This is a genomic window from Embleya sp. NBC_00888, from assembly GCF_045207655.1.
In the GTDB taxonomy this organism is placed as follows: domain Bacteria; phylum Actinomycetota; class Actinomycetes; order Streptomycetales; family Streptomycetaceae; genus Embleya.
This window is the reverse complement of sequence record NZ_CP108784.1, coordinates 6,802,497-6,824,436: the sequence shown is the minus strand read 5'-3', so window position 1 is coordinate 6,824,436 and position 21,940 is coordinate 6,802,497. Positions and strand designations below refer to the sequence as shown.

The following is a 21,940-nucleotide window of genomic DNA, read 5'->3' as shown; positions in this document are numbered from 1 at the left end:
GTCAACGCCGGCCGGGTACGGCCACCAGGCTCGGGTCGGGCTCGGGCCGCCAGCGGCGCGGCACCGCTTCGACGCTCTCGCGCAGCAGGTGCAGTCGCGGCGGCACCCGGTCGCTGCCCGCGCCGGGCGGCTTGCGGCTGCCGGGGCGCCACGCGCTCGGCCAGGACGCGCCGGGTCCGGTGTAGCCCTGCTCGGCGGCGGCGTGCAACGTCCACATCGGGTCGTACAGGTGGGCGCGGCCGACCGCGCACAGGTCGGCGCGACCCGCGAGCAGGATCGAGTTGACGTCGTCGTAGGTGGAGATCGCGCCGACCGCGATGGTCGGCACGCCGGTCGCGTTGCGGATCAGATCGGCGAACGGGGTCTGGTAGCCGCGCCCGTAGGCGGGCCGCTCGTGCGCGACCACCTCGCCCGAGGACACGTCGATGCCGTCCGCGCCGGCCGCCGCCAGTGCCCGGGCGATGCGTACCGCGTCGTCCTCGGTGGTGCCGCCCTGGGCCCAGTCGCTCGCCGAGATGCGCACCACCAGCGGCTTGTTCGTCGGCCACACCGCCCGCACCGCGGACAGCACCTCTATCGGGAAGCGCAGCCGGCCGGCGAGCGAGCCGCCGTACTCGTCCTCGCGCAGGTTGGTCAGCGGGGACAGGAAGCCGGACATCAGGTGGCCGTGGCCGTACTGGAGTTCCAGCGCGTCGAAGCCCGCCCGGTCGGCCCGCGCGGCGGCGGCGGCGAACGCGGCGGTGATCGCGTCCAGGTCCGCGCGGTCCGCCTCGCGCGGCCGGAAGTCGTTCGCGGTGTCCCAGGGGATCGCCGACGCGGCCACCGTCGGCCAGCCGTTCGGGCCCAGCGGCACACTCCGACCGTCGGCGTCCGGCACGGTGGTCGCCGCGCGGCGTCCGGCGTGGCTGAGCTGGATGCCCAGCAGCGGTCCGTCCGGGGCCTGTTCCTTGACCCGGGTGACCACATCGCGCCACGCGGCCTCGTGCGCGTCCGACCACAGGCCCGGACAGGCCTCGGTGGCCCGGCCGTTGGGCAGTACGGCCGTCATGCCCGCGAAGACCAGGCTCGCGCCGCCGAGTGCGAGCGCGCCCAGGTGCGCGGCCTCGAACGGCCCCGGGATGCCGTCGCGCGCCGCGTAGGTGGCCATCGGCGGCACCAGCACACGGTTGCGCAGCCGGACCGAGCCGAGCCGGAAGGGCTGGAACATCGGCGCGGCGTCCACCCGGTCCGGCCGCCCGGCGGTGAACGCGGTGTCCACCCGGGCGACGAACGCGGGGTCGCGCTCGAGCAGGTTGGCGTGGGTGACCCGGCGGCTGCGGGTGAGCAGGTTGAAGGCGAACTGCTCGGGCGCCTGGCCGACCGCGCGGTCGATGTTCTCGAACCATTCCAGGCTGGCCTGCGCGGCGCGCTGGGTGGAGCCGACCACCGGCTTGCGCTCGGCCTCGTAGGCGGTCAGCGCGGCCGGGATGCCGGCGTGCTCGTTCAGGCAGGCGGCCAGCGCGAGCGCATCCTCCATCGCCAGCTTGGTGCCCGAGCCGATGGAGAAGTGCGCGGTGTGCGCGGCGTCGCCGAGCAGGACCACGTTCTCGTGGTGCCACGAGGCGTTGCGCACGGTGCTGAACCTGATCCAGCGCGAGTTGTTCGGGATCAGCCGGTGGCCGTCCAGGTGTTCGGCCAGCAGCGCCTCGCACCGCGCGATACCCGCGTCGTCACTGGCCCCGCGCGGCAGGTCGCGGCCGGCGAACTCGGCGAACCCGCCGCGCCGCCAGGCGTCCTCGGCGAGTTCGACGATGAAGGTGCTGCGTCGGTCGTCGAACGGATACGCGTGCACCTGCACCACGCCGAAGTCGAACTTGTCGACGATGAAGGTGAACGCGTCGAAGACCTTGTCGGTGCCCAGCCACATGTACCGGCAGCCGCGCTCGTCGAGATCGGGCCGGAAGGTGTCGGCGTAGCGTTCGCGCACCGCCGAGCGCACGCCGTCCGAGGCGACCACCAGGTCGTGGGTGCGCGCCAGTTCGTCCACGTCGGGCGCCTCGGTGCGGTAGCGCAGGTCCACGCCGAGCGCGGCGCACCGCTCCTGGAGGATGCGCAGCAGCCGCTCCCGGCCCAGCGCGGCGAACCCGTGCCCGCCGGAGGTCAGGGTGCGACCGCCGTAGCGGATGTCGATGTCGGTCCAGCGGGCGAAGCCCGCGGACATCGCGGCGAAGATCTCCGGGTCGGCCTGCGCGATGCCGTCCAGCGTCTCGTCGGAGAAGACCACGCCGAAGCCGAACACGTCGTCCGGTGCGTTGCGCTCCCACAGGGTGATCTCCGCGGCCGGCGAGAGCTGCTTGGCGAGGGCGGCGAAGTACAACCCGCCCGGCCCGCCACCGATGACTGCGATGCGCACAGCGTCCTCCAATGTTCCCGGCCTACCCGAGCGTATGTAATAAATTCCACGGTCGTCAACAGGGCGCGATATCCGGTGCGGGTGGAGGGCTCGCGGCGTCCTTCGAGCCCTCGCACCGGCGCGCCGGTCAGGCGTACGACTCCGGTCGTTGCGGGCCGCCGCTGGAGAGCGCGGCCCGGGTCTCGTCCGGCCAGGGCGAGGCGCCCTTCGCGTCCGGCGGGCAGTGCGCGACGGACACCCGACCGGTCGCGGCGATGCCCTGCTCGCCGCGCACCTCGAACGTGTAGTGCAGCGAACTGGTGCCCACCCGGGCGATCCCCAGCGCGATGTGCGCGGACTCGCCGAACCACAGCCGCTCGCGGTAGTCCGCCTCGAAGTGCACGCGCGGGATCCGGCCGAACAGGTCGGCCACACCCAGCCGGCGCAGCAGCACCGCCTCCGCCGCCTCGACCCAGCGCTGCACCGCCGAGTAGTGGTAGTGGCCGGCGGCGTCGGTGTCCTGCCATTCGACCCGGCGCTCGATCACCACCGAGGGCAGCGTCGCCGCCTCGGAGTCGTCCGCCGGATCGGTCGGGTCGGTCTGTGCCGGGCGGGTGTCCTGCATCTCGTCGCCTTTCACGAGGTCTCCGGGGCAAGGGGGTTCGGGGCCGGGGGTTTGGGGCCGGCCGGTGCGGGCGCGGCGGGCGCCTGGGCCCAGGCGCGCAGTTCGCCGCGGCGCAGCTTGCCGTTGCCGGTGCGCGGCAGCGTGGCCACGAACTCGACGGCGCGCGGGTACTTGTACGGCGCGATGGCCTGCTTGACGAAGGTCTGGATGCGGGTGGCGGTCTCGGCGTCGGCGGCCACGCCCTCGCGCAGCACGACGTACGCCTTGACGATCAGGCCGCGTCTGGGGTCCGGCGCGCCGACCACGCCGCACTCGGCGACGTCCGGGTGGGCGGCCAGGGCGAGTTCGACCTCGGGGCCGGCGATGTTGTAGCCGGAGGAGACGATCATGTCGTCGCTGCGGGCCTGGTACCAGAGGTAGCCGTCGGCGTCGCGGATGTAGGTGTCGCCGGTGATGTTCCAGCCGTCCCGCACGTAACTGGTCTGGCGCGGGTCGTCGAGGTACCGGCAGCCGGTCGGCCCCTTGACCGCGAGCTGCCCGGGCGTACCGTCCGGGACACGGTGACCGTCGGCGTCGAGCACCACCGCCTCGAAGCCGGGCACCGCTCGGCCGGTCGCGCCGGGGCGGATGTCCTGGTCGGCGGCGGAGACGAACACGTGCAGCAGTTCGGTCGCGCCGATCCCGTCGATCAGCTCGATCCCGGTCGCCGCGTGCAGGTCGTGCCAGGTCTCCGCGGGCAGCGCCTCACCCGCCGACACGCATCGCCGGACGCCCTTGAGCAGGTCGGCCAGGCCCGCGCCCATGATCGCCCGGTAGGCGGTCGGCGCGGTGAACAGCACGGTGACGCCGTGCTCGGCGATGATCCGGGCCAGCCGCTCGGGCGAGGCGTGCTCGAGCAGCAGGGTGGCCGCGCCGACGTGCAGCGGGAAGACCACCAGGCCGCCGAGGCCGAAGGTGAAGCCCAGCGGCGGGGTGCCCGCGAACAGGTCGTCCGGGGTGGGCTTGAGGATGTGCCGCGAGAAGGTGTCGGAGTTGGCCAAAACGTCGCGGTGGAAGTGCATGGTGGCCTTGGGCCGGCCGGTGGTCCCGGAGGTGAACGCGATCAGCGCGACGTCGTCGGCCGAGGTGTCCACCGCCTCGAACCCGCCGCTCTTGTCCGCGCAGCGCCGGCCGAGGTCGGTCGGCGCGTCGCCGCCGTAGGCGAGGGTGGTCAGCCCCGGCACCCGGGCCGCGTCCAGCTCCTCCAGGAAGCGGTGGTCGCACAGCGCCACCGTGGGCGCGCTGATCTCGCACAGCGTGGTCAGCTCGTGCGCCCGGAGCAGCGGCATCGTGGTGACCACGACACCACCCGCCTTGAGTACGCCGAACCAGCAGGCGACCAGCCACGGGTTGTTCGGGCCGCGCAGCAACACCCGGTTGCCCGGCACCACGCCGAGCTCCTCGGTCAGCACCCGGGCCACCTGATCGGCCCGAAGCAGCAGGTCACCGTACGTCCACTCGTCATCGAGCGTGACCAGACACCGCCGGTCGGGACCCAGTCGGCGCACGGTGTCGTCCAACAGGACCCGGGCACAGTTGAGCCGAGTCGGGTAGTGCAATTCCGGCAATTCGAAACGCAGTTCGGGCCACAACTCGGCCGGTGGCAGTCGATCACGGCAAAACGTGTCGACATGAGCGGAGGGAAACAGCTCCATGTGCGCGCACCTCATCCTGGTGTCAGCGGGAGTCGCGGAGCCAGTATCTATCATTCCTGACGACAGTCAATGTAACGCGATAATCCCTCGGGCGGCAGAGTGCGCCTCGGGCGGGCGACGGGGGTGGGCGCGGATCGGGTCCGAGGCGGGCTCGGGTCGGGGTGAGCCGAGTGGAGCCGTTGGGGCTGCGAGGGCTGCGAGGGTGGGTGCGGTGTCCACACCCGAGACTCCCCCGCCGCGGGCCGGGCTGCCCACCGCAGGTCGTCTCTCCGGGTGATCCGGACGGCCCCCCGATCGGTCGCCGCGGCGGGCGCGGGCGGGCGGGCGTGCCGCCGCACGGGTGTCGTGTGTCCGGGGCGCGGGGGTCCGGACATGCGTCCGGCCCGCTCGGGGGTGCCGAGCGGGCCGGGTGGGCAACGGGGGGTGGACCGGGTGGGCAACGGGGGGTGGACCGGGTGGCCTACTCGACCGTGACGGACTTGGCGAGGTTGCGGGGGCGGTCGATGTCCTCACCGAGGGCCCGGGCCGCGTGGTAGGCCAGGAGTTGGGTGGGGATCGTCAGCAGGATCGGGTCCAGTTCGGGTTCGTTGCGCGGGATGTCGATCCGGTCGGCTTCGAGGTCGCCGAGGTCCACCCCCGGGTGGGTGATCACGGTCAGCCGGCCGCCGCGCGCGCGGATCTCGTGTGCCGCCGCGAGATTGCGGCCGACCAGGCCGTCGTCCGGGATGATCGCCACCGTCGGCAGGTCGGCGTCGATCAGCGCGAGCGGACCGTGCTTGAGCTCGCTGCTCGGGTACGCCTCGGCGTGCCGGTAGGTGATCTCCTTGAACTTCTGCGCCGCCTCCCGCGCGACCGGGAAGCCCCGCACCCGGCCGATGAAGAACAGGCTGCGCGCGTCCGCGAGCCGCCGACCCGCTTCGGCGATGGTCTCCTCGTCGGCCAGGATCTCGGCGATCTGGCCGGGCAGCGCCTGGAGGCCGGCCAGGATCCGCGCGCCGTCCGCGTGCGACAGGTCGTGCACCCGACCGAGCGCCAGCGCCAACAGCGCGAAGCCCACCGACATGTGGGTCAGCGCCTTGGTCGAGGCCACCGAGACCTCGGGCCCTGCGTGCAGGTAGATGCCGCCGTCGCACTGCCGCGCGATGGACGAGCCGACCACGTTGACCAGGCCGACCACCCGACCGCCCTTGCGCTGGATCTCGCGCACCGCGAACAACGTGTCGGCGGTCTCGCCGGACTGGCTGACCGCGACGTACAGCGTGTCCGGCTCGATCACCGGATTGCGGTAGCGGAACTCCGAGGCCGGTTCGGCGTCGGCCGGCACCCGGGCCAGGTCCTCGATCAGTCCGGCCCCCAACTGGCCCACGTAGTAGGCCGATCCGCACCCGAGCACCTTGACCCGACGGAACCCGCGCAGTTCGCGCAACTCCATCCGCAGTCCGTCCAGCCGGGCCGAGCCGAACCGGTCGTCGAGCCGCCCGCCCAGCATGCGCTCCACGGAGGAAGGCTGTTCGTGGATCTCCTTGTGCATGAAGTGCTCGTGGCCCGCGAGTTCGAGTTCCTCGACGGTGAGCTCGACCGTGGTGGGCGTCTTGGCGACGTCCTCGTGCTCACGGGTGAACGTGCGGAAGCCGGTCGCGGTGACGCTCGCCAACTCGCCGTCCTCCAGGTGCACGACCGAACTGGTGTGCCGGACCAGGGCCGCGGCGTCGCTCGCGACGAACATCTCCCGCTCGCCGACCCCGATCACCAGCGGCGAGCCGTTCCGGGCCACCACGATCCGGTCCGGGGTCGCCGCGTCCACGACGGCGATCGCGTACGTCCCGGTCACCTGCGCGAGTGCGGCCACCACGGCCGCCTCCAGGGTGTCCTCGTTCGCCCGGGCGATCAGGTGCGCCAGCGCCTCGGTGTCGGTCTCGGAGGCCAGTTCGACCCCCTCCGCGGTGAGCCGGGCCCGCAACGCCGCCGCGTTGTCGATGATCCCGTTGTGCACGACCTGGATCCGGCCGTCCGCCGAAGCGTGCGGATGCGCGTTGGTCTCCGAGGGCACGCCATGGGTGGCCCATCGGGTGTGCCCGATGCCGACCCGGCCCGAGGTCTTGGCCGGTACGGCGGCCGCGAGCGCGTGGACGCGGCCCACCCGACGCACCACCTTGGCCGCGCCGCGCGCGCCCAGCACCGCGATGCCGGCCGAGTCGTAGCCTCGGTACTCCAGCCGGGCGAGTCCTTCGAGCAGGATGGGGGCGGCCTGCTGCGCGCCGATGTAACCCACGATTCCGCACATGCTGCTGCGCTCCTTGCTCTTGGCAGGTCGGTCCGTTCGGCCACACCGGGCGGTCGAAGGGTCGGAGGGTCGGTCCGTCGGGCACGTCGCGGGTGGCCGGCGACCGGGTCGGCCGAGGCGACCCGGTCGACCCGGGGAACCCGGTCGGGCCGGCGGAACCCGTCGGCTCAGCCGTAGATGACGCGCCGCAGTTGACGCTCGGTCAACTCGGGTGGCGCGACGAGGCGATCACCGAGTTCGGCGGCGATCAGGCGGTAGATCTGCGCGTTGCGCTTGCCGTAGACCTTGTGGTGCCGATGCCGGCGCCGGACGTAGTCCTCGACCGGCTCTCGGTACCAGGCCAGCACGTCGTCGACGATCCGCGCCGCCTCCGAGGGGGACAACCCGGTCGTCGCCGCGATGCGCTCCACCAATTCGCCGTCAGCCACACTCCGATCCTGGACCCGACCCACCCGGACGGCAAGAATCTGCCCGAATTCGGGCAGATCCTGCCTCCATGCCGCGCGGGAGCGCGCTCATGACGCCCGACCGGACAGTTGGCCATAGAGGAAGGCGCGCACGCCGGCGGTGAGGATCTTGGTGATTTCGGCATCCTCGAGACGACCCTCCACCGCGGCGGCGCGCTCGTTGATCTCGGCGAACGCCAGCAGGTGGAAGTACCGCGCGATCCGCTCCGGATCACCGTCGGCGAGTTGCCCACGGGCGATCAACAGCGCCATGTACCGGGCGAGTTCGGCCCGCGCAGCATCCGGGCCGACGGCCCGCCACTCGTCGATCAGCTCGCCCGGGAACTGCCCCGCCGCGACGTTCAACTGACGCACCAGCGCGAAGTGTTCGGCGCACTCCACGGTCACGTCCACCCACGCCCGGGCCAACGCGATCAGGTCCGCCTCCAGGTCGCCGACCCGGTCCGGGTGCCGTCGAACGGCCGCGATCAGCCGGTCGCGCACCTGGATCGAGCTGTCCCGGACAGCCGCGCCGAACAGCGTCTCCTTGTCCTGGAAATGGTTGTAGATCGTCCGTGTGGAGGCGCCCGCCTCGGCCGCGATGGCATCGATGCCGGCCCCCGCGTACCCCTCCCGCCCGAACACGACCCGGGCGCCCGCCAGGATCGCGGCCCGCTTCCCACCCCAGTCCCGACGAGGACCGGGACTCGCAGCCTCACCGGTCGGCCGGCTCACGTCGCTCATCGCACCCCTTCGGAAACTTACAACGCTCGTTGTACAAATTTGCCATCACCGTTGTACTTTACTGCACGAAGCGGCTCGCCGACCGCATTCGCCCATCGGCACCTCGGCCCCTCGGCGAACCCACCGGCACAACATCAAGGAGCGCGCACCATGTACGTCGTCACCGCCGCCACCGGACAACTCGGCCGCCTCGTCGTGCGGCACCTGCTGGACCGGGTACCCGCCGACCGGGTCGCCGTCGTGGTCCGCGATCCGGCGAAGGCCGCAGATCTGGCCGATCGGGGCGTCGCAATCAGGACGGCGGATCACGACGACGCCGAGTCGCTGGTCGGCGTGTTCGGTCCCGGCGACCGGGTACTGCTCGTCTCCGGCAACGAGTTCGGCATCCGCGTCGCCCAACACGCCGCCGTGGTGGACGCGGCCAAGGCGGCCGGCGTCGCACTGCTCGCCTACACCGGCATCCTGGGCGGCCCGAACACCCGCTTCCTGGTCGCCGACGACCACCACGTCACCGAGCGCCTGATCCAGGATTCCGGCGTGCCGTACACCTTCCTGCGCAACGGCTGGTACACCGAGAACTACACCGCCCGACTCCCCGGCGTGCCAGCCGGCGGCACCATCCTGGGCAGCGCCGCGCCCGACAGCCGACTCGCCACCGCCGCACGCACCGACTACGCCGAGGCCGCCGCGATCGTGCTGACCGGCCCGGGCCACGAGTACGCGACCTACGAACTCGCCGGCGACACCGCGTGGACCCTGGCCGAGTACGCCGACGTGGTGACCCGCCTGTCCGGCACGCCGGTCGCCTACCGCGCGCTCCCCGCCGCCGAATACGCCCGGGCCCTTCGCGCCGCCGGTCTCCCCGAACCCATGATCCCGGTCTTCGCCGACACCGAGGCGGCCATCGCCCGAGGCGAACTGGCCACCACCACGGGCCACTTGGCCGACCTTCTCGGCCGCCCCACCACCCCCCTCGCGGATTCCGTCACCGCGGCACTCAATCCCTGACCCTCGGGCGATGCCCGAACCGGCCGGGTCGAGCCGCGTCGAGCCGCGTCGGGAGGGCCGGGCCGGATCGCGAGTCGATCCGTCGCGCGCGGGACGCGGCCTGGTCAGTCTCGCCGCGAGCGCGACACCACATACCCCTCGTCCCGGTCGAAGCTCAGCACCGTGGCTCCGTGGTCGAGGAACACGCCCAGGGTGTCGCGTAGGGCTGTGCGCCAGGCTCGGGACATGGTCGGGTCGGTGCGGCGGAGGGATTCGATGTCCGGGGGGACGGCGATCAGTACCGTCTCGGCGTTCGTGCCGGTCGGAGCCGGTCGGCCGGCCCGTGTCGTCAGGGCCGGCCGGCCGTTCGGGGGCGGCGGGGGCGGGGTCCACTCGCGGCGCACGGCCGCTCGTACCCTCGGGTCGTTCAGCTCCCAGGACACCAGGAGCCGGTCGCTCTCGTCGCCGCTGTTGACGGTGTCCACCATGTCGCCGTAGAAGTCCGGCAGGTAGGCCACCGGACGCGCGCCCAGCTTGGTCACGTTGAAGTGGGCGTTGCGACGGATCAGCGGGTCGTACGTCCAGGTGATCCGGCGCAGCCCGCGCGCGAGGGCCCATTCGCGCTGGTGCGTCTTGAGCGCGAAGCCCGCGCCGCTCCCGGCCAGCGCGCCGGTGACGTGCGAGTGCAGCGTCTCGCCGATCGGCGCGCCCAGGAAGGCGACCGTCGCACCGACCATTCGGCCGTCCCGATACGCCCCGGCGACGTAGTTCCCGGCGTACGTGAGCGCCCGCATCAGCTCGACGGTCACCGGGAGGCCCTGCCCCGGCACGGCCGGCCAGATCCCGCCGTACAGGTGCTCGACGTCGCGAAACTCGTCGATCTCGCGCAGTTCGCGCACGTCCGGCTCGCCCACGTCCGGCTCGCGTGCATCCGGTTCACGCATTCCCGATGCACGCCCTCCCGGCTCGTGTACGTCCGGTTCACGCGCCTGCGAATCGCCCATTCCGGCCGCACCGCCCCTCATCCCGCATCTCGTCGCGTTTCGTCGTTCCCACGGTGTGCTCGGCTACCCCTGGACGGCACCACGCGAACGACCCGGGTCCCATCCCGACCCCTTCGGTGACGCGCTTCACACGCAAACAAATCGACTGGCCAATCACCACTCGGCAAGATCTTTGCGTCTTCCGCCCTAAATCTCGCAAGGTACTTGCGTCCTGGAGGCGCCATTGGTGTGCTTACCGCACTCCACCCCACCCCCAGCCGCCACCCCATCCGGCTACGACGGAGGCTTCCGTGCGCACAGATCAGGCTTCGCCTTCGCTTCCGGTCCCGGCGTCGCAGGACGCGCCCTCGTCCTTCCCGGATGTCTCCCTGGACGACAAGTACACCGCCGAGCAGGGCCGCGTGCTGATCTCGGGTGTGCAGGCGCTGATCCGGCTGACCCTGGAGCAGCGCCGTCTGGACATCGCGCGCGGCCTGGACACCCGGGTCTTCGTCAGCGGCTACCAGGGTTCGCCGCTGGGTGGCGTGGACCTGGAGATGGGTCGCGCCAAGCGCTGGCTGGACCCGGCCGGCGTGGTGTTCCAGGCGGGGTTGAACGAGGAGCTGGCCGCGACCGCGGTCGCCGGGACGCAGCTCGTCGACCAGACCCCGGGCGCCCGGTACGCCGGTGTGACCGGGTTCTGGTACGGCAAGAACCCGGGCCTGGACCGGGCCGCGGACGCGATCCGGCACGCCACGATGGCCGGTACCGCCCCGCTCGGCGGCGCCGTCGCGTGGATCGGCGACGACCCGGGCAGCAAGTCGTCGACGGTGCCCAGCTCGTGCGAACCGATGATGGAAAGCCTGTCGATGCCGCTGCTCGCGCCCGGCACGGTCGGCGAGATCGTCGAGTTCGGCCTGCACGCGGTGGCCATGTCCCGCGCGTGCGGCCTGTGGACCGGCCTGAAGATCGTCGCCGACATCGCCGACGCGTCGACCACGGTGGACGTGTCCGGGTGGGGCAAGGGCATCCCGGTCCCGGCGGCGACCAAGCGCGGCACGCTGCCCACGCTGGTCGGCCCGGCCGCGCTCGACGCCGAGCACGACCTGATCACCCGTCGGCTCGACCTGGCCCGCGCCTACGCCCGGGAGCACCGGCTCAACCGGATCGAGCAGGACGCCACCGACGCCCGCCTCGGCATCCTCGCCGCGGGTGTGTCGTTCTCGGTGGTCCGCCGCGCGCTCGCCGACCTCGGCCTGGACGGGGACGACACACTCGGCGTCCGGCTGATCCGGATCGGCATGCCGTTCCCGCTGGACGACGCCGAACTGGCCGAGCTCACCGACGGCCTGGACGAGGTGCTGGTCGTCGAGGACAAGGTGCCGTTCCTGGAGGCTCGCCTCAAGGAGGCCCTGTACCGTCGCCCGGACGCGCCGCGCATCGTCGGTCGCCGGGACGACACCGGTCGCCCGCTGCTCACCGCGCGCGGCACGCTCGGCGCGGACGACGTGGCCCGGGCCATCGCCGCGCGGATCGGCACCGAGCGGCTGCCCGCGTCCGCGACCGCCTACCTGGCCACGCTCGCCCCCAGGCGCCCGTCGCGGATCGCGCTGCCGATGTTGGCCTCGCGCACCCCGTACTTCTGTTCCGGTTGTCCGCACAACGCCTCCACCCGCACCGCCGACGACACCTTGGTCGGCGTCGGCATCGGCTGCCACGTGATGATCGCGCTGGACGGCAAGGGCCGAGGGCATCAGCTCGGGCTGACCCAGATGGGCGGTGAGGGCGCGCAGTGGATCGGCCTGATGCCGTTCACCGACGACAAGCACTTCGTGCAGAACCTCGGCGACGGCACCTTCCACCACTCCGGGTCGCTGGCGATCCGGGCCGCCGTCGCGGCCGGCGCCAAGATGACCTACAAGCTGCTGTACAACGACGCGGTCGCGATGACCGGCGGCCAGAAGGCCGAAGGGCGGCTGGACGTACCGGCGTTGACCCGCTGGCTCGCGGTCGAGGGGGTGCGCCGGGTGGTGGTCACCACCGACGACCCGCGCGGTTACCGCGGAGTTCGGCTCGACCCGATCGCCACCGTCCGCCACCGCGACGAACTCGCGGATGCAGAGCGTGAGTTGGCCGCCCTCGACGGCGTGACCGTGCTGATCCACGACGACCGGTGCGCGGCCGAGGAGCGCCGGCTGCGCAAGCGGGGGCAGTTGCCGACGCCGGCCGAGAAGGTGGTCGTCAACGAGCGGGTGTGCGAGGGCTGCGGCGACTGCGGGGACAAGTCCTCGTGCCTGTCGGTGCAGCCGGTGGACACCGAGTTCGGCCGCAAGACGCACATCCACCAGGGCTCGTGCAACTCGGACTTCAGTTGCCTGAACGGCGACTGCCCGTCCTTCCTGCTGGTCGAGCCGGGCACCCGCAAGGCCCGGAGCATACCGGCCCTGCCGCTGGAACCGGCGCCGCCCGCGCGTCGGGTCACCGACGCCGACCTGCTGGTGCGGATGCCCGGGATCGGTGGCACCGGCGTGGTGACCGTGTCCTCGATCCTGCAGATGGCCGCCCACCTGGACGGGCTGTACGCGGCCGGCCTCGAGCAGACCGGCCTGGCCCAGAAGGGCGGCCCGGTGGTGTCCGACCTGCGCATCTCGAACCGGCCGATCGACGGCGCGCTGCGCGCCTCGCGGGCCGGCGCGGACGTGCTGATCGGCTTCGACCTGCTCGGCACGGCGGCCGCGAGCAACCTGGCCACCGCCGACCCGGAGCGCACCGTCGCCGTGGTCAACACCGCGATCGTGCCGACCGCCGCGATGGTCACCAACCAGATCGCGCTGCCCGGTTCCCCGAACGAGACGCTGGAGCGCATCGACGCGGCGACCAGGCACGCCGAGAACCTGTACCTGGACGCGCTGGGCCTGTCCGAGGCGCTGTTCGCCGACCACATGCCGGCCAACATGATCCTGATCGGGGCCGCGTTCCAGCACGGCTGCCTGCCACTGAGCGCGAGTGCGATCGAGCGGGCGATCACCCTCAACGGCGCGGCCGTGGACAAGAACCTGGCGGCGTTCCGCTGGGGTCGGGCGATGGCCGTGGACCCGGCCGCGGTACTGGCCGCCGCCGTCGAGGCGCCGCCCCGCGCGGTGGTCGAGGTCGACGCGGCCTCGGCGGCGCTGGCCGACGGCTCGGGCGGCGAGGCCGAGCTGCGCGAGGTGCTGGGCACCCGGATCGCCGATCTGACGGGCTACCAGGACGCGGCCTACGCCCGCCGGTACGCCGACGACGTGCGCGCGGTCCGGACCCTGGCGATCGAGCGGGCCGGCGCGCCGGCGGGTGAGCGCGTCGCGGTGGCGTACGCCCGGGCGCTGCACCACCTGATGGCCTACAAGGACGAGTACGAGGTGGCCCGCCTGCACCTGGACCCGGTCGAACAGGCCCGTCGAGACGCCGAGTTCGGCCCGGACGCGGCGGTCTCGGTGCTGCTGCACCCGCCGGTGCTGCGCTACCTGGGGATGAAGCGCAAGATCCGGCTGCGCCGCACGGCGGTGCCGGCCTTCCGGGCCCTGCGCGCGGCGCGCGGCCTGCGCGGGACCCGCCTGGACGTGTTCGGCTACGCCGAGGTGCGTCGGGTCGAGCGCGAACTGGTGCCGCAGTACCGGAACCTGGTCCGGGCCGCGCTGCGCGAGCTGTCCGCCGCCAACGTGGACGCGGTGGTGGCGCTGGTCGCGCTGCCCGAGTCGATCCGCGGCTACGAGGAGATCAAGCTCGCCCGAGTCGCCGAGTACCGCACGGCGGCGCGCACCGCGCTGGCCGAACTGACCGCGCCCACCCCGGTCGACAAGGCCGCCGACCCCGCGCTCGTCTGGGCCGGCTGAACCCCTTCCCGCTTCGGCCGGCCCCGCGGGGCCGGCCTTCCTCCTCCCCCCCGACACCCCGACACCCCCGACTTCCGGAGCAGCCGTGACCGTCGACCGCCTCCTGCCCACTCGGGACGCCGAGGACCTGCTCGATCTCACCCGCACCGTCGCGGACCGCGAGCTGGCACCCATCGCCGCGCGCCACGAACGCGACGAGACCTACCCCGAGGGGCTGTTCGGCATCCTGGGCGAGGTGGGCCTGCTCGGTCTGCCGTACGCCGAGGAGGACGGCGGCAGCGGCCAGCCCTACGAGGTCTACCTCCAGGTCCTGGAGGAACTGGCCGCGCGCTGGGCGGCGGTGGCGGTCGCCACCAGTGTGCACACGCTGGCCTGCTTTCCGGTGGCCACCTACGGCACGCCCGAGCAGCGCGAGCGGTGGTTGCCGCGGATGCTGGAGGGCCGGTTGATCGGCGGGTACAGCCTGTCCGAACCGCACGCGGGCTCGGACGCCGCCGCGATCGTGTGCAAGGCGCGCCCGGTCGCCGACGGATACCGGATCAACGGCACCAAGGCGTGGATCACGCACGGCGGAAAGGCCGACTTCTACGCCCTGTTCGCCCGGACCGGCGAGGGCAGCCGGGGCATCTCGTGCTTCCTGGCGCCGGGCGCGGCCGAGGGGCTGGAATTCGGTCGGCCGGAGGAGAAGATGGGCCTGAACGCGGTGCCCACCACCAGCGCGTTCTGGGACGGCGCGATCCTGGACCGGGGCCGCCTGATCGGGGCCGAGGGCCAGGGGTTGGCGATCGCGTTGAGCGCGCTGGACTCGGGCCGGTTGGGCATCGCGGCGTGCGCGACGGGCTTGGCCCAGGCCGCGTTGGACGCGGCGGTCGACTACGCCAACGAACGCACCACGTTCGGCCGTCGGATCGTCGACCACCAGGGTCTGGGCTTCCTGCTCGCCGACATGGCCGCCGCCGTCGACTCCGCCCGCGCGACCTACCTGGACGCGGCCCGCCGCCGCGACCTGGGCCGGCCGTACAGCCGCCAGGCCAGCGTCGCGAAGCTGGTCGCCACCGACGCGGCGATGAAGGTCACCACGGACGCGGTCCAGGTGTTCGGCGGATGCGGCTACACCCGCGAGTTCCCGGTCGAGCGCTACATGCGCGAGGCCAAGATCATGCAGATCTTCGAGGGCACCAACCAGATCCAACGCATAGTCATCGCCCGGCAGTTCGCCCGGGCCGCGAAGGAGTAGGCCGGTGCCCGCGAAGAACGCGGCACGTGAGGCCCTAGGGGCGCACTCCGACGGTCGCCCCGACGGTGGCCTGGAGTGCGGGCAGGTAGCCCTGGCTCTGGCCCGCGCCGTTGGGGTGGTAGGACTCGTCGATCGGCAGCTTGATGTTGTTGATCCAGGGATTCGAGCCGCACACGCCGTGTCCGGCGAAGCGGTCGCGCACGTCGGCGTAGTCGGCGTTCGCCGCGCCGGCCCGCCCTCGGGTGATCTCGGCCAGGGTGTCGGCGGCCTGGTTGAGGATGGTGCGCTTGTACGTGCTCATGCCCAGGAAGCACCCGCCGAGTTCGAACAGACGCGGGTAACCGAGCACGATCAGCCGCGCGTTGGGCGCGCGGTTGTGGATCTGCGCGTACGTGGCGTCCAGGTCGGCGGGGAGCTTCGTCGTCGCGTAGGTCTTCGCCTTGTCGACGGCGACCGAGCAGTCGTTGTCCGAACCCAGCACGCAGGACTTGACGGTGTCGACGAACCCGGCGTCGTTGCCGCCGATGCTGATGGTCACCAGGGTGGTCGCGGAGTTCAGCACGGACAGTTGGCCGACGCGAACGTCGGCGGTCTTGGCACCGGAGCAGGCGACGAAGGCGAAGCCGCCCGGGTGGCTGTTGTTCCACAGGGCCGGGTAGGAGTTGGCGCTGCGCTTGCAGGCGCCGCTGTCGGGTAGGTAGTTGCCCGCGCCGACGCCGGCGCTGTACGAGTCGCCCAGGGCCGCGTAGTTCGACGCGGAGGCGGCGTGGGCGGTCGGCGCGACGAATGCGGTCCCGGCGACGACGGTGACGGCCACGGCCGTCGCGGACAGGGTGCGAGGCAGCGAGAGCACGAGTGGTCTCCTCGGCGGACGTGGGGACGTCGGCGGAGGCATCGACGGGAGTTGTGCTGTCCGAACCCGATGACCCGTCGGGATGCCGAGCCGAAACGCCCGTTCGCGGTCCGGATCTTCCGCAGTCGTCGCCCTTGGTGCTCGGATGGGGTCCCTCATCGTCCCGTGCCGAAATCACCCGTGCATAGGCGGATTTCGGCCCCGCCCGCCGACCCCGGCAATGTTCACCGGCCGGCCGCCCGGCGTTCTCGCCGGGGTATCGGGGCCGTGCCTCAGCGACGCGTCAGGTCCGGGCGCAGCCGTTGCCAGGTCGGGTGGCGGAGTCGGCCGCCGGTGGTCCAGCCGGAGACGGTGACCTCGGCGACCAGGCGGGGTTCGACCCACTGCGCGCCGGGGATGTCGGCGAATCCGGCGAACGGCGAGTCGGCGCGGGTCAACGCACCCAGGTATTCGCCGAGTTCGCCGCGCTCGGCGGCGGTCAGGCCGTCCTCCACCGTGCCGACGAAGCGCAGCCCGTCCGGTGCGTCGACGCCCACGAGCAGGCTGCCCGGGAGGCCGCGCAGGTCGCCTCGGCCCTCGACCCAGCCGCCGATGACCACGTCGTGCGTCTCGATGTGCTTGGCCTTGATCCAGTCCGGGGAGCGGCGACCGGGCTGGTAGTCCGAGGCCAGCCGCTTGCCCACGATGCCCTCGTACCCGTGGTGCAGGCTCGTCGCCCACGCGTGCTGCACGTCGCCCTCGCTCCATTCGGGCGTGGACCACCGGGGCCCGGCCAGGTCCAGGCTCTCCAGGAGCATCCGGCGCTCGCGGTACGGGGTGGGCAGCAGCGAGCGGCCGTCCAGGTACATCACGTCGAAGAGCATCAGGTGCACCGGAGCGTCCATGGTCAGCCGGGCCACCTTGCGTGGGTTCACCACGCCCATCCGCCGTCGGAGCAGTTCGAGGTCGGGGCGCCCGCGATCGTCGAGCACCACGATCTCCCCGTCGAGCACGGCCTGCCGCTGTCCGTGCTGCTCGCCGAGGCCGGCCAGCTCGGGGTAGGTACGGGTGACGTCCTCGCCCTCGCCCGAGACCAGTCGTACGGTCCGGTCCCCCGCGCAGTACGCCACCGTACGGGCGCCGTCCCAGTTGACCTCGAAGCCCCAGTCGAGGTCGTAGCCCTCCCCCGGCAGCGCCGCGGCGGTGGCCAGCATCGGCTGAATCTCGGGCAATACGGCATGAACTTGATCCTGACCGGCCATGCCTCGATCATCGGCGGGCCGCATCGCCGCCGCCGGCGGAGCGTGCACCGCGTTTCGCATGAGTGTTCGATCCGGCGCTCGTCGGCCCCCGTGTCCCGGACCGGTACGCCGGTCGAGACCGGGAGCCATTCGAGCGAGCGCCCCGAGCGGTGGTCCGCCGACCGGGGGCACCCCGGGTGGCTCAGGCGCCGGAGCGGCCCGTCACCGCCGAGATCGCGGCGGCGATGCGCGCGGTGACCGCGGCCTGGTGATCGGTCAGGTAGAAGTGTCCGCCGGCGAAGGTGTGCAGGGCGAATGTGCCGATCGTGTGTTCGCGCCAGGACATCGCCTCGTCGAGGGTGACCTTCGGGTCGCTGTCGCCGATCAGCACCGTGATCGGGCATTCCAGCGGGTTCGCGGAAGCGCACTTGTACGTCTCGATCGCGCGGTAGTCGGCGCGCAGCGCCGGCAGCACCATGCGCAGCACCTCCTCGTCCGCCAGGATGCTCGCGTCCGTGCCGCTCATCGAGCGCAGTTCGGCGGCCAGCCCCGCGTCGTCCAGGAGGTGGAGCCGCTCGTCGCGCCCCCGGTCCGGGGCCCGGCGGCCGGAGGCGATCAGCGCGGCGGGCGGCACCCGCAACCGGCGGGCCACCTCGTAGCCGAGGATCGCGCCCATGCTGTGGCCGAACAGGATCAGCGGACTCCGCTCGTCCAGCCACGGGTCCAGGGCCGCGGTGATCCGGTCCGCCAGGGTGTCGATGTCGTCGATCAGCGGTTCGGCACGCCGATCCTGGCGCCCCGGGTACTGCACGCCGAGCACCTCGGCCCGGCCCTCGAGCGCCGCAGACAGCGGGAACCAGAAGCTCGCCGATCCACCCGCGTGCGGCAGGGCGACCAGGCGCGGCAGCGGTTTCGCGGCCGGATGGAATCGGCGGATCCAGGCATCCGAGACGGCGGAGGCGGTAGTCATGTGACGGGTTCCTTCCCGATCGTCGCTGTTGATCATCGCTACCCGGCGAGCGAGTCGGTCCGCGTGCCCCGCGGCTCCACTCCGGTGAGCACCGCGTGCTGTACCTCGCGCAACGCCCGGGACGGCTCCAGGCCCAGGACCTCGCGCAACGCTCCCCGCGTGCCCTGGTACACCGCGAGCGCGTCGCCGCGCCGGCCGCAGTGGTTGAGCGCGACCATCAGGTGCCGGGCGAAGTTCTCGTGCAGCGGATACTCGGCGGTCAGCGCGTACAGCCGCGCGACGCTCTCCCGATAGCGGCCGAGCGCGAGGTTGGCCTCGATCAGCATTTCCAGGCACTCCAGCCGGGACGCGTCCAGCCGCGCCGCGTGCGCGCGCACGATCGGCCCCTGCGTGACGCCCGCGTACGCCGGCCCCCGCCACAGGTCGAGGGCGCTCGTGAAGGTCTCCGCCGCCTCGTGCCGCCGCCCGGCGCACAGTCCCGCCCGGCCCCGGTCGACCAGGCCGTGGAACGCGTCCGCGTCCAGCCGGTCCGGTCCCGCGTGCAGCACGTAGCCGCCCGCGCAGGTGGCCAACGGGCCGTGCCGCGCGGGCCCCTGGGCGCCGAGCATCGCCCGCAGCCGGGAAACGTACACGTGCACCGTGGACTTGGCCCGCTGCGGTCCGGCGTCGGGCCAGATCTCGGCCACGATCTGCTCGACGGTCAGCAATTGGCCCCGCCGCGCGAGCAGGGCGGCCAGGAGGGTCTCCGGCTTGGGCGCCGCGATCGTGCGCGGCTCATGGCCGTCGACGATCCGCACGGGGCCGAGAATCTCGTACCGCAACGGCTCTTCCCTCTCTTTGACGGTCGGGTCTTGCGCTCTCCGGCGGTCCGGTCTTGCTTCCTGACGACGGTGACATATGCCGGGCGTGTGGCGTACCCCTGACCGACCCCTACGCGACCTTGCGCGGGCCTTGCGGGCGAGCCGGACCACCTCGTGTCGGCCTTCCCAGCGCACCGCGAACCCGCTTATGGTCGATCGATGAGCACTGCCCGTTTGCCCGAGCGCGCGCTGTACGCAGTCAGCGACCTGCATTCCGCGATCCCGTCCAACCGCGTACTCGTCGAGGGCATCCGGCCCGGAACCGACCAGGACTGGATCCTGGTCGCGGGTGACGTGGCCGAGCACATCGAGGAGACCCAGGCGACCCTTCGGCTGCTCGCCGAGCGTTTCGCGCGCGTGGTGTGGGTCCCGGGAAACCACGAGTTGTGGTCCACGCCGGACGACCCGGTGCAACTGCGCGGCGAGGAGCGCTACCGCCATCTGGTGGCGATGTGCCGGGAGTTGGGCGTGCTCACCCCCGAGGACCCGTTCCCGGTCTGGGACGGTCCGGGCGGTCCGGTCACCGTGGCACCGCTGTTCGTGCTCTACGACTACACCTGGCGCCCGCCCGGCACGACCACGCAGCAGGAGGCGTTGGACGCCGCGTACGCCGCCGGCGTGGTGTGCAGCGACGAGTTCATGCTGCACCCCGACCCCTATCCGACCCGAGGCGAGTGGTGCCGGGCCCGGGTGGCGTACAGCGAGGGCCGGCTCGCGGCGGCGGCCGATCCGGACGCGCCGCTGTTGATGGTCAATCACTTCCCGCTGGTCCGGCAGCCCACGGACGTGATGTGGTACCCGGAGTTCGCGCAGTGGTGCGGCACCGACCTCACCGCCGACTGGCATCGCCGCTTCCCGACCGCCGCCGTCGTCTACGGCCACCTGCACATCCCGCGCACCACGTGGTACGACGGGGTGCGCTTCGAGGAGGTCTCGCTCGGCTATCCGCGCGAGCGCAAGAACGGGCTGCGCCGGCCGATCCCGCGCCGGATCGTGCCCGCCGAGACCGCCGACACCACCCGTACGGACCAACAGGCGGGCGCCCGATGACCGCCACGCGTCCCGTCGACGAGACGCTGATCGCCCGCGTGTTGCCGCCCGAGGTGTTCGCCGAGGAGTCCTTCGACGACCCCGACGGGCCGCCGCTGTTCCCGGCCGAGGAGGCGCTGCTCGCCAAGGCGGTGGACAAGCGCCGCCGCGAGTTCACCACCGTACGGCGCTGCGCACGCCGCGCGTTGGCCCGGATGGGCGTACCCGCCGCACCGCTGCTGCCGGGGTTGCGCGGCGCGCCCGGGTGGCCGGCGGGCGTGGTCGGCAGCATGACGCACTGCGCCGGGTACCGTGCCGCGGCCGTCGCCGATCGGGCCGTGCTGCTCACCCTGGGCATCGACGCCGAGCCGGCACTGCCGCTGCCCGAGGGGGTGTTGACGACCGTCTCGTCCGAGACCGAGCGCAAGCACCTGCTCGACCTGGCCGCCGGCCGACCCGAGATCGCCTGGGATCGGCTGTTGTTCAGCGCCAAGGAGTCGGTCTACAAGGCGTGGTTCCCGCTCACCGAACGGTGGTTGGACTTCGCCGAGGCCGAGGTCGAGTTCGATCCGGTGGCCGGCACCTTCGCCGCCCGGCTGTTGATCGAGGACCGACCGCTGGACGGGTTCGCCGGTCGCTGGCAGGTCGACGCGGGCATCGCGCTGACCACGATCGCGGTGGCCCGCTAGGCCCTGTCCGGCGGATCCTGGTGGGTCCGCACCCCCGAGCTCCACCGGGATCGGGGCGCGGCCGTCGGCCGCGCCCCGATCCGTGCGTTTCTCACTCCCGGGCGAACCGCACCACGTTGTCCGCCGTGGGCCGCCATGCCCGGGCGAACTCCTCCGGCAGGTCGATCCGGTCCAGGATCGGATGCCGGGGCACCGAGACCCGGTACTTGATCCGCCAGCCCCGCGGCGTGCGTTCGAGGATGTCGTAGTAGTCCCCGCCGTGCACCTCGCCGTCGGTCAGCGTGGCGATGTACCGGCTGCGGGCCCGCACCGTGCCGCCCGCGTCCACCAACAACACCGTGTCCAGCGTCTGGTGGTCGGGTGTGTCCGGGCTGCGTCGACCGGTGAACTGCCGGGCCGAGGCCAGGCCGTCGAGCGTGTAGCCGTTGCCGATGGTGTTCTCGATCACCGCGTCGTCGGTGAACACCCGGTCCAGCTCGCCGATGTCGTCGTTGTCGAAGACGTGCGCGAACAGCGCGAGGGTGTCGTGGATGCCCGCGACGTCCTCGGCGGTCAGCCTCACCGCGCCGGCGCTCACGATGCGACCACTTCGGAAAGCCGTACCGGAAGCGGGAATTCCGCCTTGGGCGCGCCCGCGCCGGCCTGGCGGGGGGCGCGTGGCAGGCTCAGTCGGTAGGCGATCCGCCAGCCGTGCGGGGTCTCCCGCAGGATGTCCAGGAACTCGCCGCCGGTCAGCCGGCCCGCCGGGTTGATCCCGATGTACCGGCTGCGGGCCTGGACCTGCCCGTGCCCGTCCACCTCGACGGTGGTGTTGAGCGTGTGGTGGTCCGGCGTCGCCGCGCTCTTGCCCCGGGTGTACTCGGCGAACTCGGCGATGCCCCGGAAGGACCGCGGCGCGCCGACGCCGATCTCGACCACGACGTCCTCGGTGAACACGAGATCGAGCCCGGCCACATCCCCGTTGTCGAAGACGTGCGCGAACAGCGCGAGTGTGCGGTGGATCTCGGCGAGATCCGCCGGGGACAGTACCTTCGTCATGAATTTCCCAGCCTCGAAGTGGTGTTGTGCTCGCGATG

At 72.4% G+C, this 21,940-nt stretch carries 18 protein-coding genes; 5 read left to right on the top strand and 13 right to left on the bottom strand.

Going from position 1 to position 21,940, the window contains the following annotated elements:
* Nucleotide 1: 1 nt before the first annotated feature.
* The 6 genes from OG948_RS28985 to OG948_RS28960 all read right to left on the bottom strand — a co-directional run bounded on the left by OG948_RS28985 (nucleotide 2) and on the right by OG948_RS28960 (nucleotide 8,164).
* Nucleotides 2-2,392 carry an FAD-dependent monooxygenase gene (locus OG948_RS28985; RefSeq protein WP_406299269.1) on the bottom strand — a complete coding sequence of 797 codons (2,391 nt, stop codon included), beginning with the start codon at nucleotides 2,390-2,392 and terminating at the stop codon, nucleotides 2-4.
* Nucleotides 2,393-2,519: 127 nt separating this feature from the next.
* Nucleotides 2,520-3,011 (bottom strand): acyl-CoA thioesterase, encoded by a 492-nt coding sequence (locus OG948_RS28980; protein WP_406299268.1) that lies wholly within the window; start codon nucleotides 3,009-3,011, stop codon nucleotides 2,520-2,522.
* Nucleotides 3,008-4,690, bottom strand: coding sequence for an AMP-binding protein (locus OG948_RS28975; RefSeq protein ID WP_406299267.1), 1,683 nt, complete (start codon nucleotides 4,688-4,690; stop codon nucleotides 3,008-3,010). Before OG948_RS28975 ends, OG948_RS28980 begins: the two co-directional genes overlap by 4 nt.
* 460 nt (nucleotides 4,691-5,150) lie before the next feature.
* On the bottom strand, nucleotides 5,151-6,974 hold the full coding sequence (glmS, locus tag OG948_RS28970; RefSeq protein WP_406299266.1) for a glutamine--fructose-6-phosphate transaminase (isomerizing): 1,824 nt from the start codon (nucleotides 6,972-6,974) through the stop codon (nucleotides 5,151-5,153).
* A gap of 167 nt (nucleotides 6,975-7,141) precedes the next feature.
* A complete protein-coding gene (locus tag OG948_RS28965) occupies nucleotides 7,142-7,402 on the bottom strand; it encodes a hypothetical protein (protein WP_395859407.1) in 261 nt (86 codons plus the stop codon).
* An 87-nt stretch (nucleotides 7,403-7,489) separates the two neighbouring features.
* Nucleotides 7,490-8,164, bottom strand: a complete 675-nt coding sequence (locus OG948_RS28960; RefSeq protein WP_406299265.1) for a TetR/AcrR family transcriptional regulator — start codon at nucleotides 8,162-8,164, stop codon at nucleotides 7,490-7,492.
* A gap of 150 nt (nucleotides 8,165-8,314) precedes the next feature.
* Between OG948_RS28960 and OG948_RS28955 the strand changes: the two genes are divergently transcribed.
* The gene (locus tag OG948_RS28955) at nucleotides 8,315-9,172 is read left to right on the top strand and encodes an SDR family oxidoreductase (RefSeq protein ID WP_406299264.1); all 858 of its coding nucleotides are present in this window, start codon (nucleotides 8,315-8,317) and stop codon (nucleotides 9,170-9,172) included.
* A 104-nt stretch (nucleotides 9,173-9,276) separates the two neighbouring features.
* On the opposite strand, the gene OG948_RS28950 is transcribed toward OG948_RS28955, so the two are convergent.
* On the bottom strand, nucleotides 9,277-10,095 hold the full coding sequence (locus tag OG948_RS28950; protein WP_406299263.1) for a GNAT family N-acetyltransferase: 819 nt from the start codon (nucleotides 10,093-10,095) through the stop codon (nucleotides 9,277-9,279).
* 350 nt (nucleotides 10,096-10,445) lie between these two features.
* On the opposite strand from OG948_RS28950, the gene OG948_RS28945 reads away from it, so the two are divergent.
* Nucleotides 10,446-14,006 (top strand): indolepyruvate ferredoxin oxidoreductase family protein, encoded by a 3,561-nt coding sequence (locus OG948_RS28945; RefSeq protein WP_406299262.1) that lies wholly within the window; start codon nucleotides 10,446-10,448, stop codon nucleotides 14,004-14,006.
* A gap of 85 nt (nucleotides 14,007-14,091) precedes the next feature.
* Nucleotides 14,092-15,243 (top strand): acyl-CoA dehydrogenase family protein, encoded by a 1,152-nt coding sequence (locus OG948_RS28940; RefSeq protein ID WP_406299261.1) that lies wholly within the window; start codon nucleotides 14,092-14,094, stop codon nucleotides 15,241-15,243.
* A 34-nt stretch (nucleotides 15,244-15,277) separates the two neighbouring features.
* Here the strand turns inward: OG948_RS28940 and OG948_RS28935 are convergent, their stop codons facing one another.
* The 4 genes from OG948_RS28935 to OG948_RS28920 form a co-directional block, all read right to left on the bottom strand.
* Entirely contained in the window at nucleotides 15,278-16,096 is an 819-nt protein-coding gene (locus tag OG948_RS28935; protein ID WP_406299260.1) for an SGNH/GDSL hydrolase family protein, read from the bottom strand.
* Nucleotides 16,097-16,368: 272 nt separating this feature from the next.
* Nucleotides 16,369-17,337, bottom strand: coding sequence for a non-homologous end-joining DNA ligase (ligD, locus tag OG948_RS28930; RefSeq protein ID WP_406299259.1), 969 nt, complete (start codon nucleotides 17,335-17,337; stop codon nucleotides 16,369-16,371).
* A gap of 181 nt (nucleotides 17,338-17,518) precedes the next feature.
* Nucleotides 17,519-18,286, bottom strand: a complete 768-nt coding sequence (locus OG948_RS28925) for a thioesterase II family protein (RefSeq protein ID WP_406299258.1) — start codon at nucleotides 18,284-18,286, stop codon at nucleotides 17,519-17,521.
* Nucleotides 18,287-18,324: 38 nt separating this feature from the next.
* Nucleotides 18,325-19,107, bottom strand: a complete 783-nt coding sequence (locus OG948_RS28920; protein ID WP_406299257.1) for a BTAD domain-containing putative transcriptional regulator — start codon at nucleotides 19,105-19,107, stop codon at nucleotides 18,325-18,327.
* A gap of 198 nt (nucleotides 19,108-19,305) precedes the next feature.
* Between OG948_RS28920 and OG948_RS28915 the strand changes: the two genes are divergently transcribed.
* Both OG948_RS28915 and OG948_RS28910 read left to right on the top strand, forming a co-directional pair.
* Nucleotides 19,306-20,196 carry a metallophosphoesterase gene (locus OG948_RS28915; RefSeq protein WP_406299256.1) on the top strand — a complete coding sequence of 297 codons (891 nt, stop codon included), beginning with the start codon at nucleotides 19,306-19,308 and terminating at the stop codon, nucleotides 20,194-20,196.
* The gene (locus tag OG948_RS28910) at nucleotides 20,193-20,864 is read left to right on the top strand and encodes a 4'-phosphopantetheinyl transferase (RefSeq protein WP_406299255.1); all 672 of its coding nucleotides are present in this window, start codon (nucleotides 20,193-20,195) and stop codon (nucleotides 20,862-20,864) included. Before OG948_RS28915 ends, OG948_RS28910 begins: the two co-directional genes overlap by 4 nt.
* Before the next feature lie 91 nt (nucleotides 20,865-20,955).
* Here OG948_RS28910 and OG948_RS28905 read toward each other — a convergent pair whose 3' ends face one another.
* The gene (locus OG948_RS28905) at nucleotides 20,956-21,426 is read right to left on the bottom strand and encodes a nuclear transport factor 2 family protein (RefSeq protein WP_406299254.1); all 471 of its coding nucleotides are present in this window, start codon (nucleotides 21,424-21,426) and stop codon (nucleotides 20,956-20,958) included.
* Between the two features lie 11 nt (nucleotides 21,427-21,437).
* Nucleotides 21,438-21,902 (bottom strand): nuclear transport factor 2 family protein, encoded by a 465-nt coding sequence (locus tag OG948_RS28900; RefSeq protein WP_406299253.1) that lies wholly within the window; start codon nucleotides 21,900-21,902, stop codon nucleotides 21,438-21,440.
* Between the last annotated feature and the right edge of the window lie 38 nt (nucleotides 21,903-21,940).

Coding starts and splice junctions, on each gene's coding strand:
- OG948_RS28960 (WP_406299265.1), bottom strand. CDS start 8,164: ATGAGCGACGTGAGCCGGCCGACCGGTGAGGCTGCGAGTCCCGGTCCT.
- OG948_RS28925 (WP_406299258.1), bottom strand. CDS start 18,286: ATGACTACCGCCTCCGCCGTCTCGGATGCCTGGATCCGCCGATTCCAT.
- glmS (WP_406299266.1), bottom strand. CDS start 6,974: ATGTGCGGAATCGTGGGTTACATCGGCGCGCAGCAGGCCGCCCCCATC.
- OG948_RS28955 (WP_406299264.1), top strand. CDS start 8,315: ATGTACGTCGTCACCGCCGCCACCGGACAACTCGGCCGCCTCGTCGTG.
- OG948_RS28900 (WP_406299253.1), bottom strand. CDS start 21,902: ATGACGAAGGTACTGTCCCCGGCGGATCTCGCCGAGATCCACCGCACA.
- OG948_RS28975 (WP_406299267.1), bottom strand. CDS start 4,690: ATGGAGCTGTTTCCCTCCGCTCATGTCGACACGTTTTGCCGTGATCGA.
- ligD (WP_406299259.1), bottom strand. CDS start 17,337: ATGGCCGGTCAGGATCAAGTTCATGCCGTATTGCCCGAGATTCAGCCG.
- OG948_RS28910 (WP_406299255.1), top strand. CDS start 20,193: ATGACCGCCACGCGTCCCGTCGACGAGACGCTGATCGCCCGCGTGTTG.
- OG948_RS28950 (WP_406299263.1), bottom strand. CDS start 10,095: ATGCGTGAACCGGATGCACGCGAGCCGGACGTGGGCGAGCCGGACGTG.
- OG948_RS28915 (WP_406299256.1), top strand. CDS start 19,306: ATGAGCACTGCCCGTTTGCCCGAGCGCGCGCTGTACGCAGTCAGCGAC.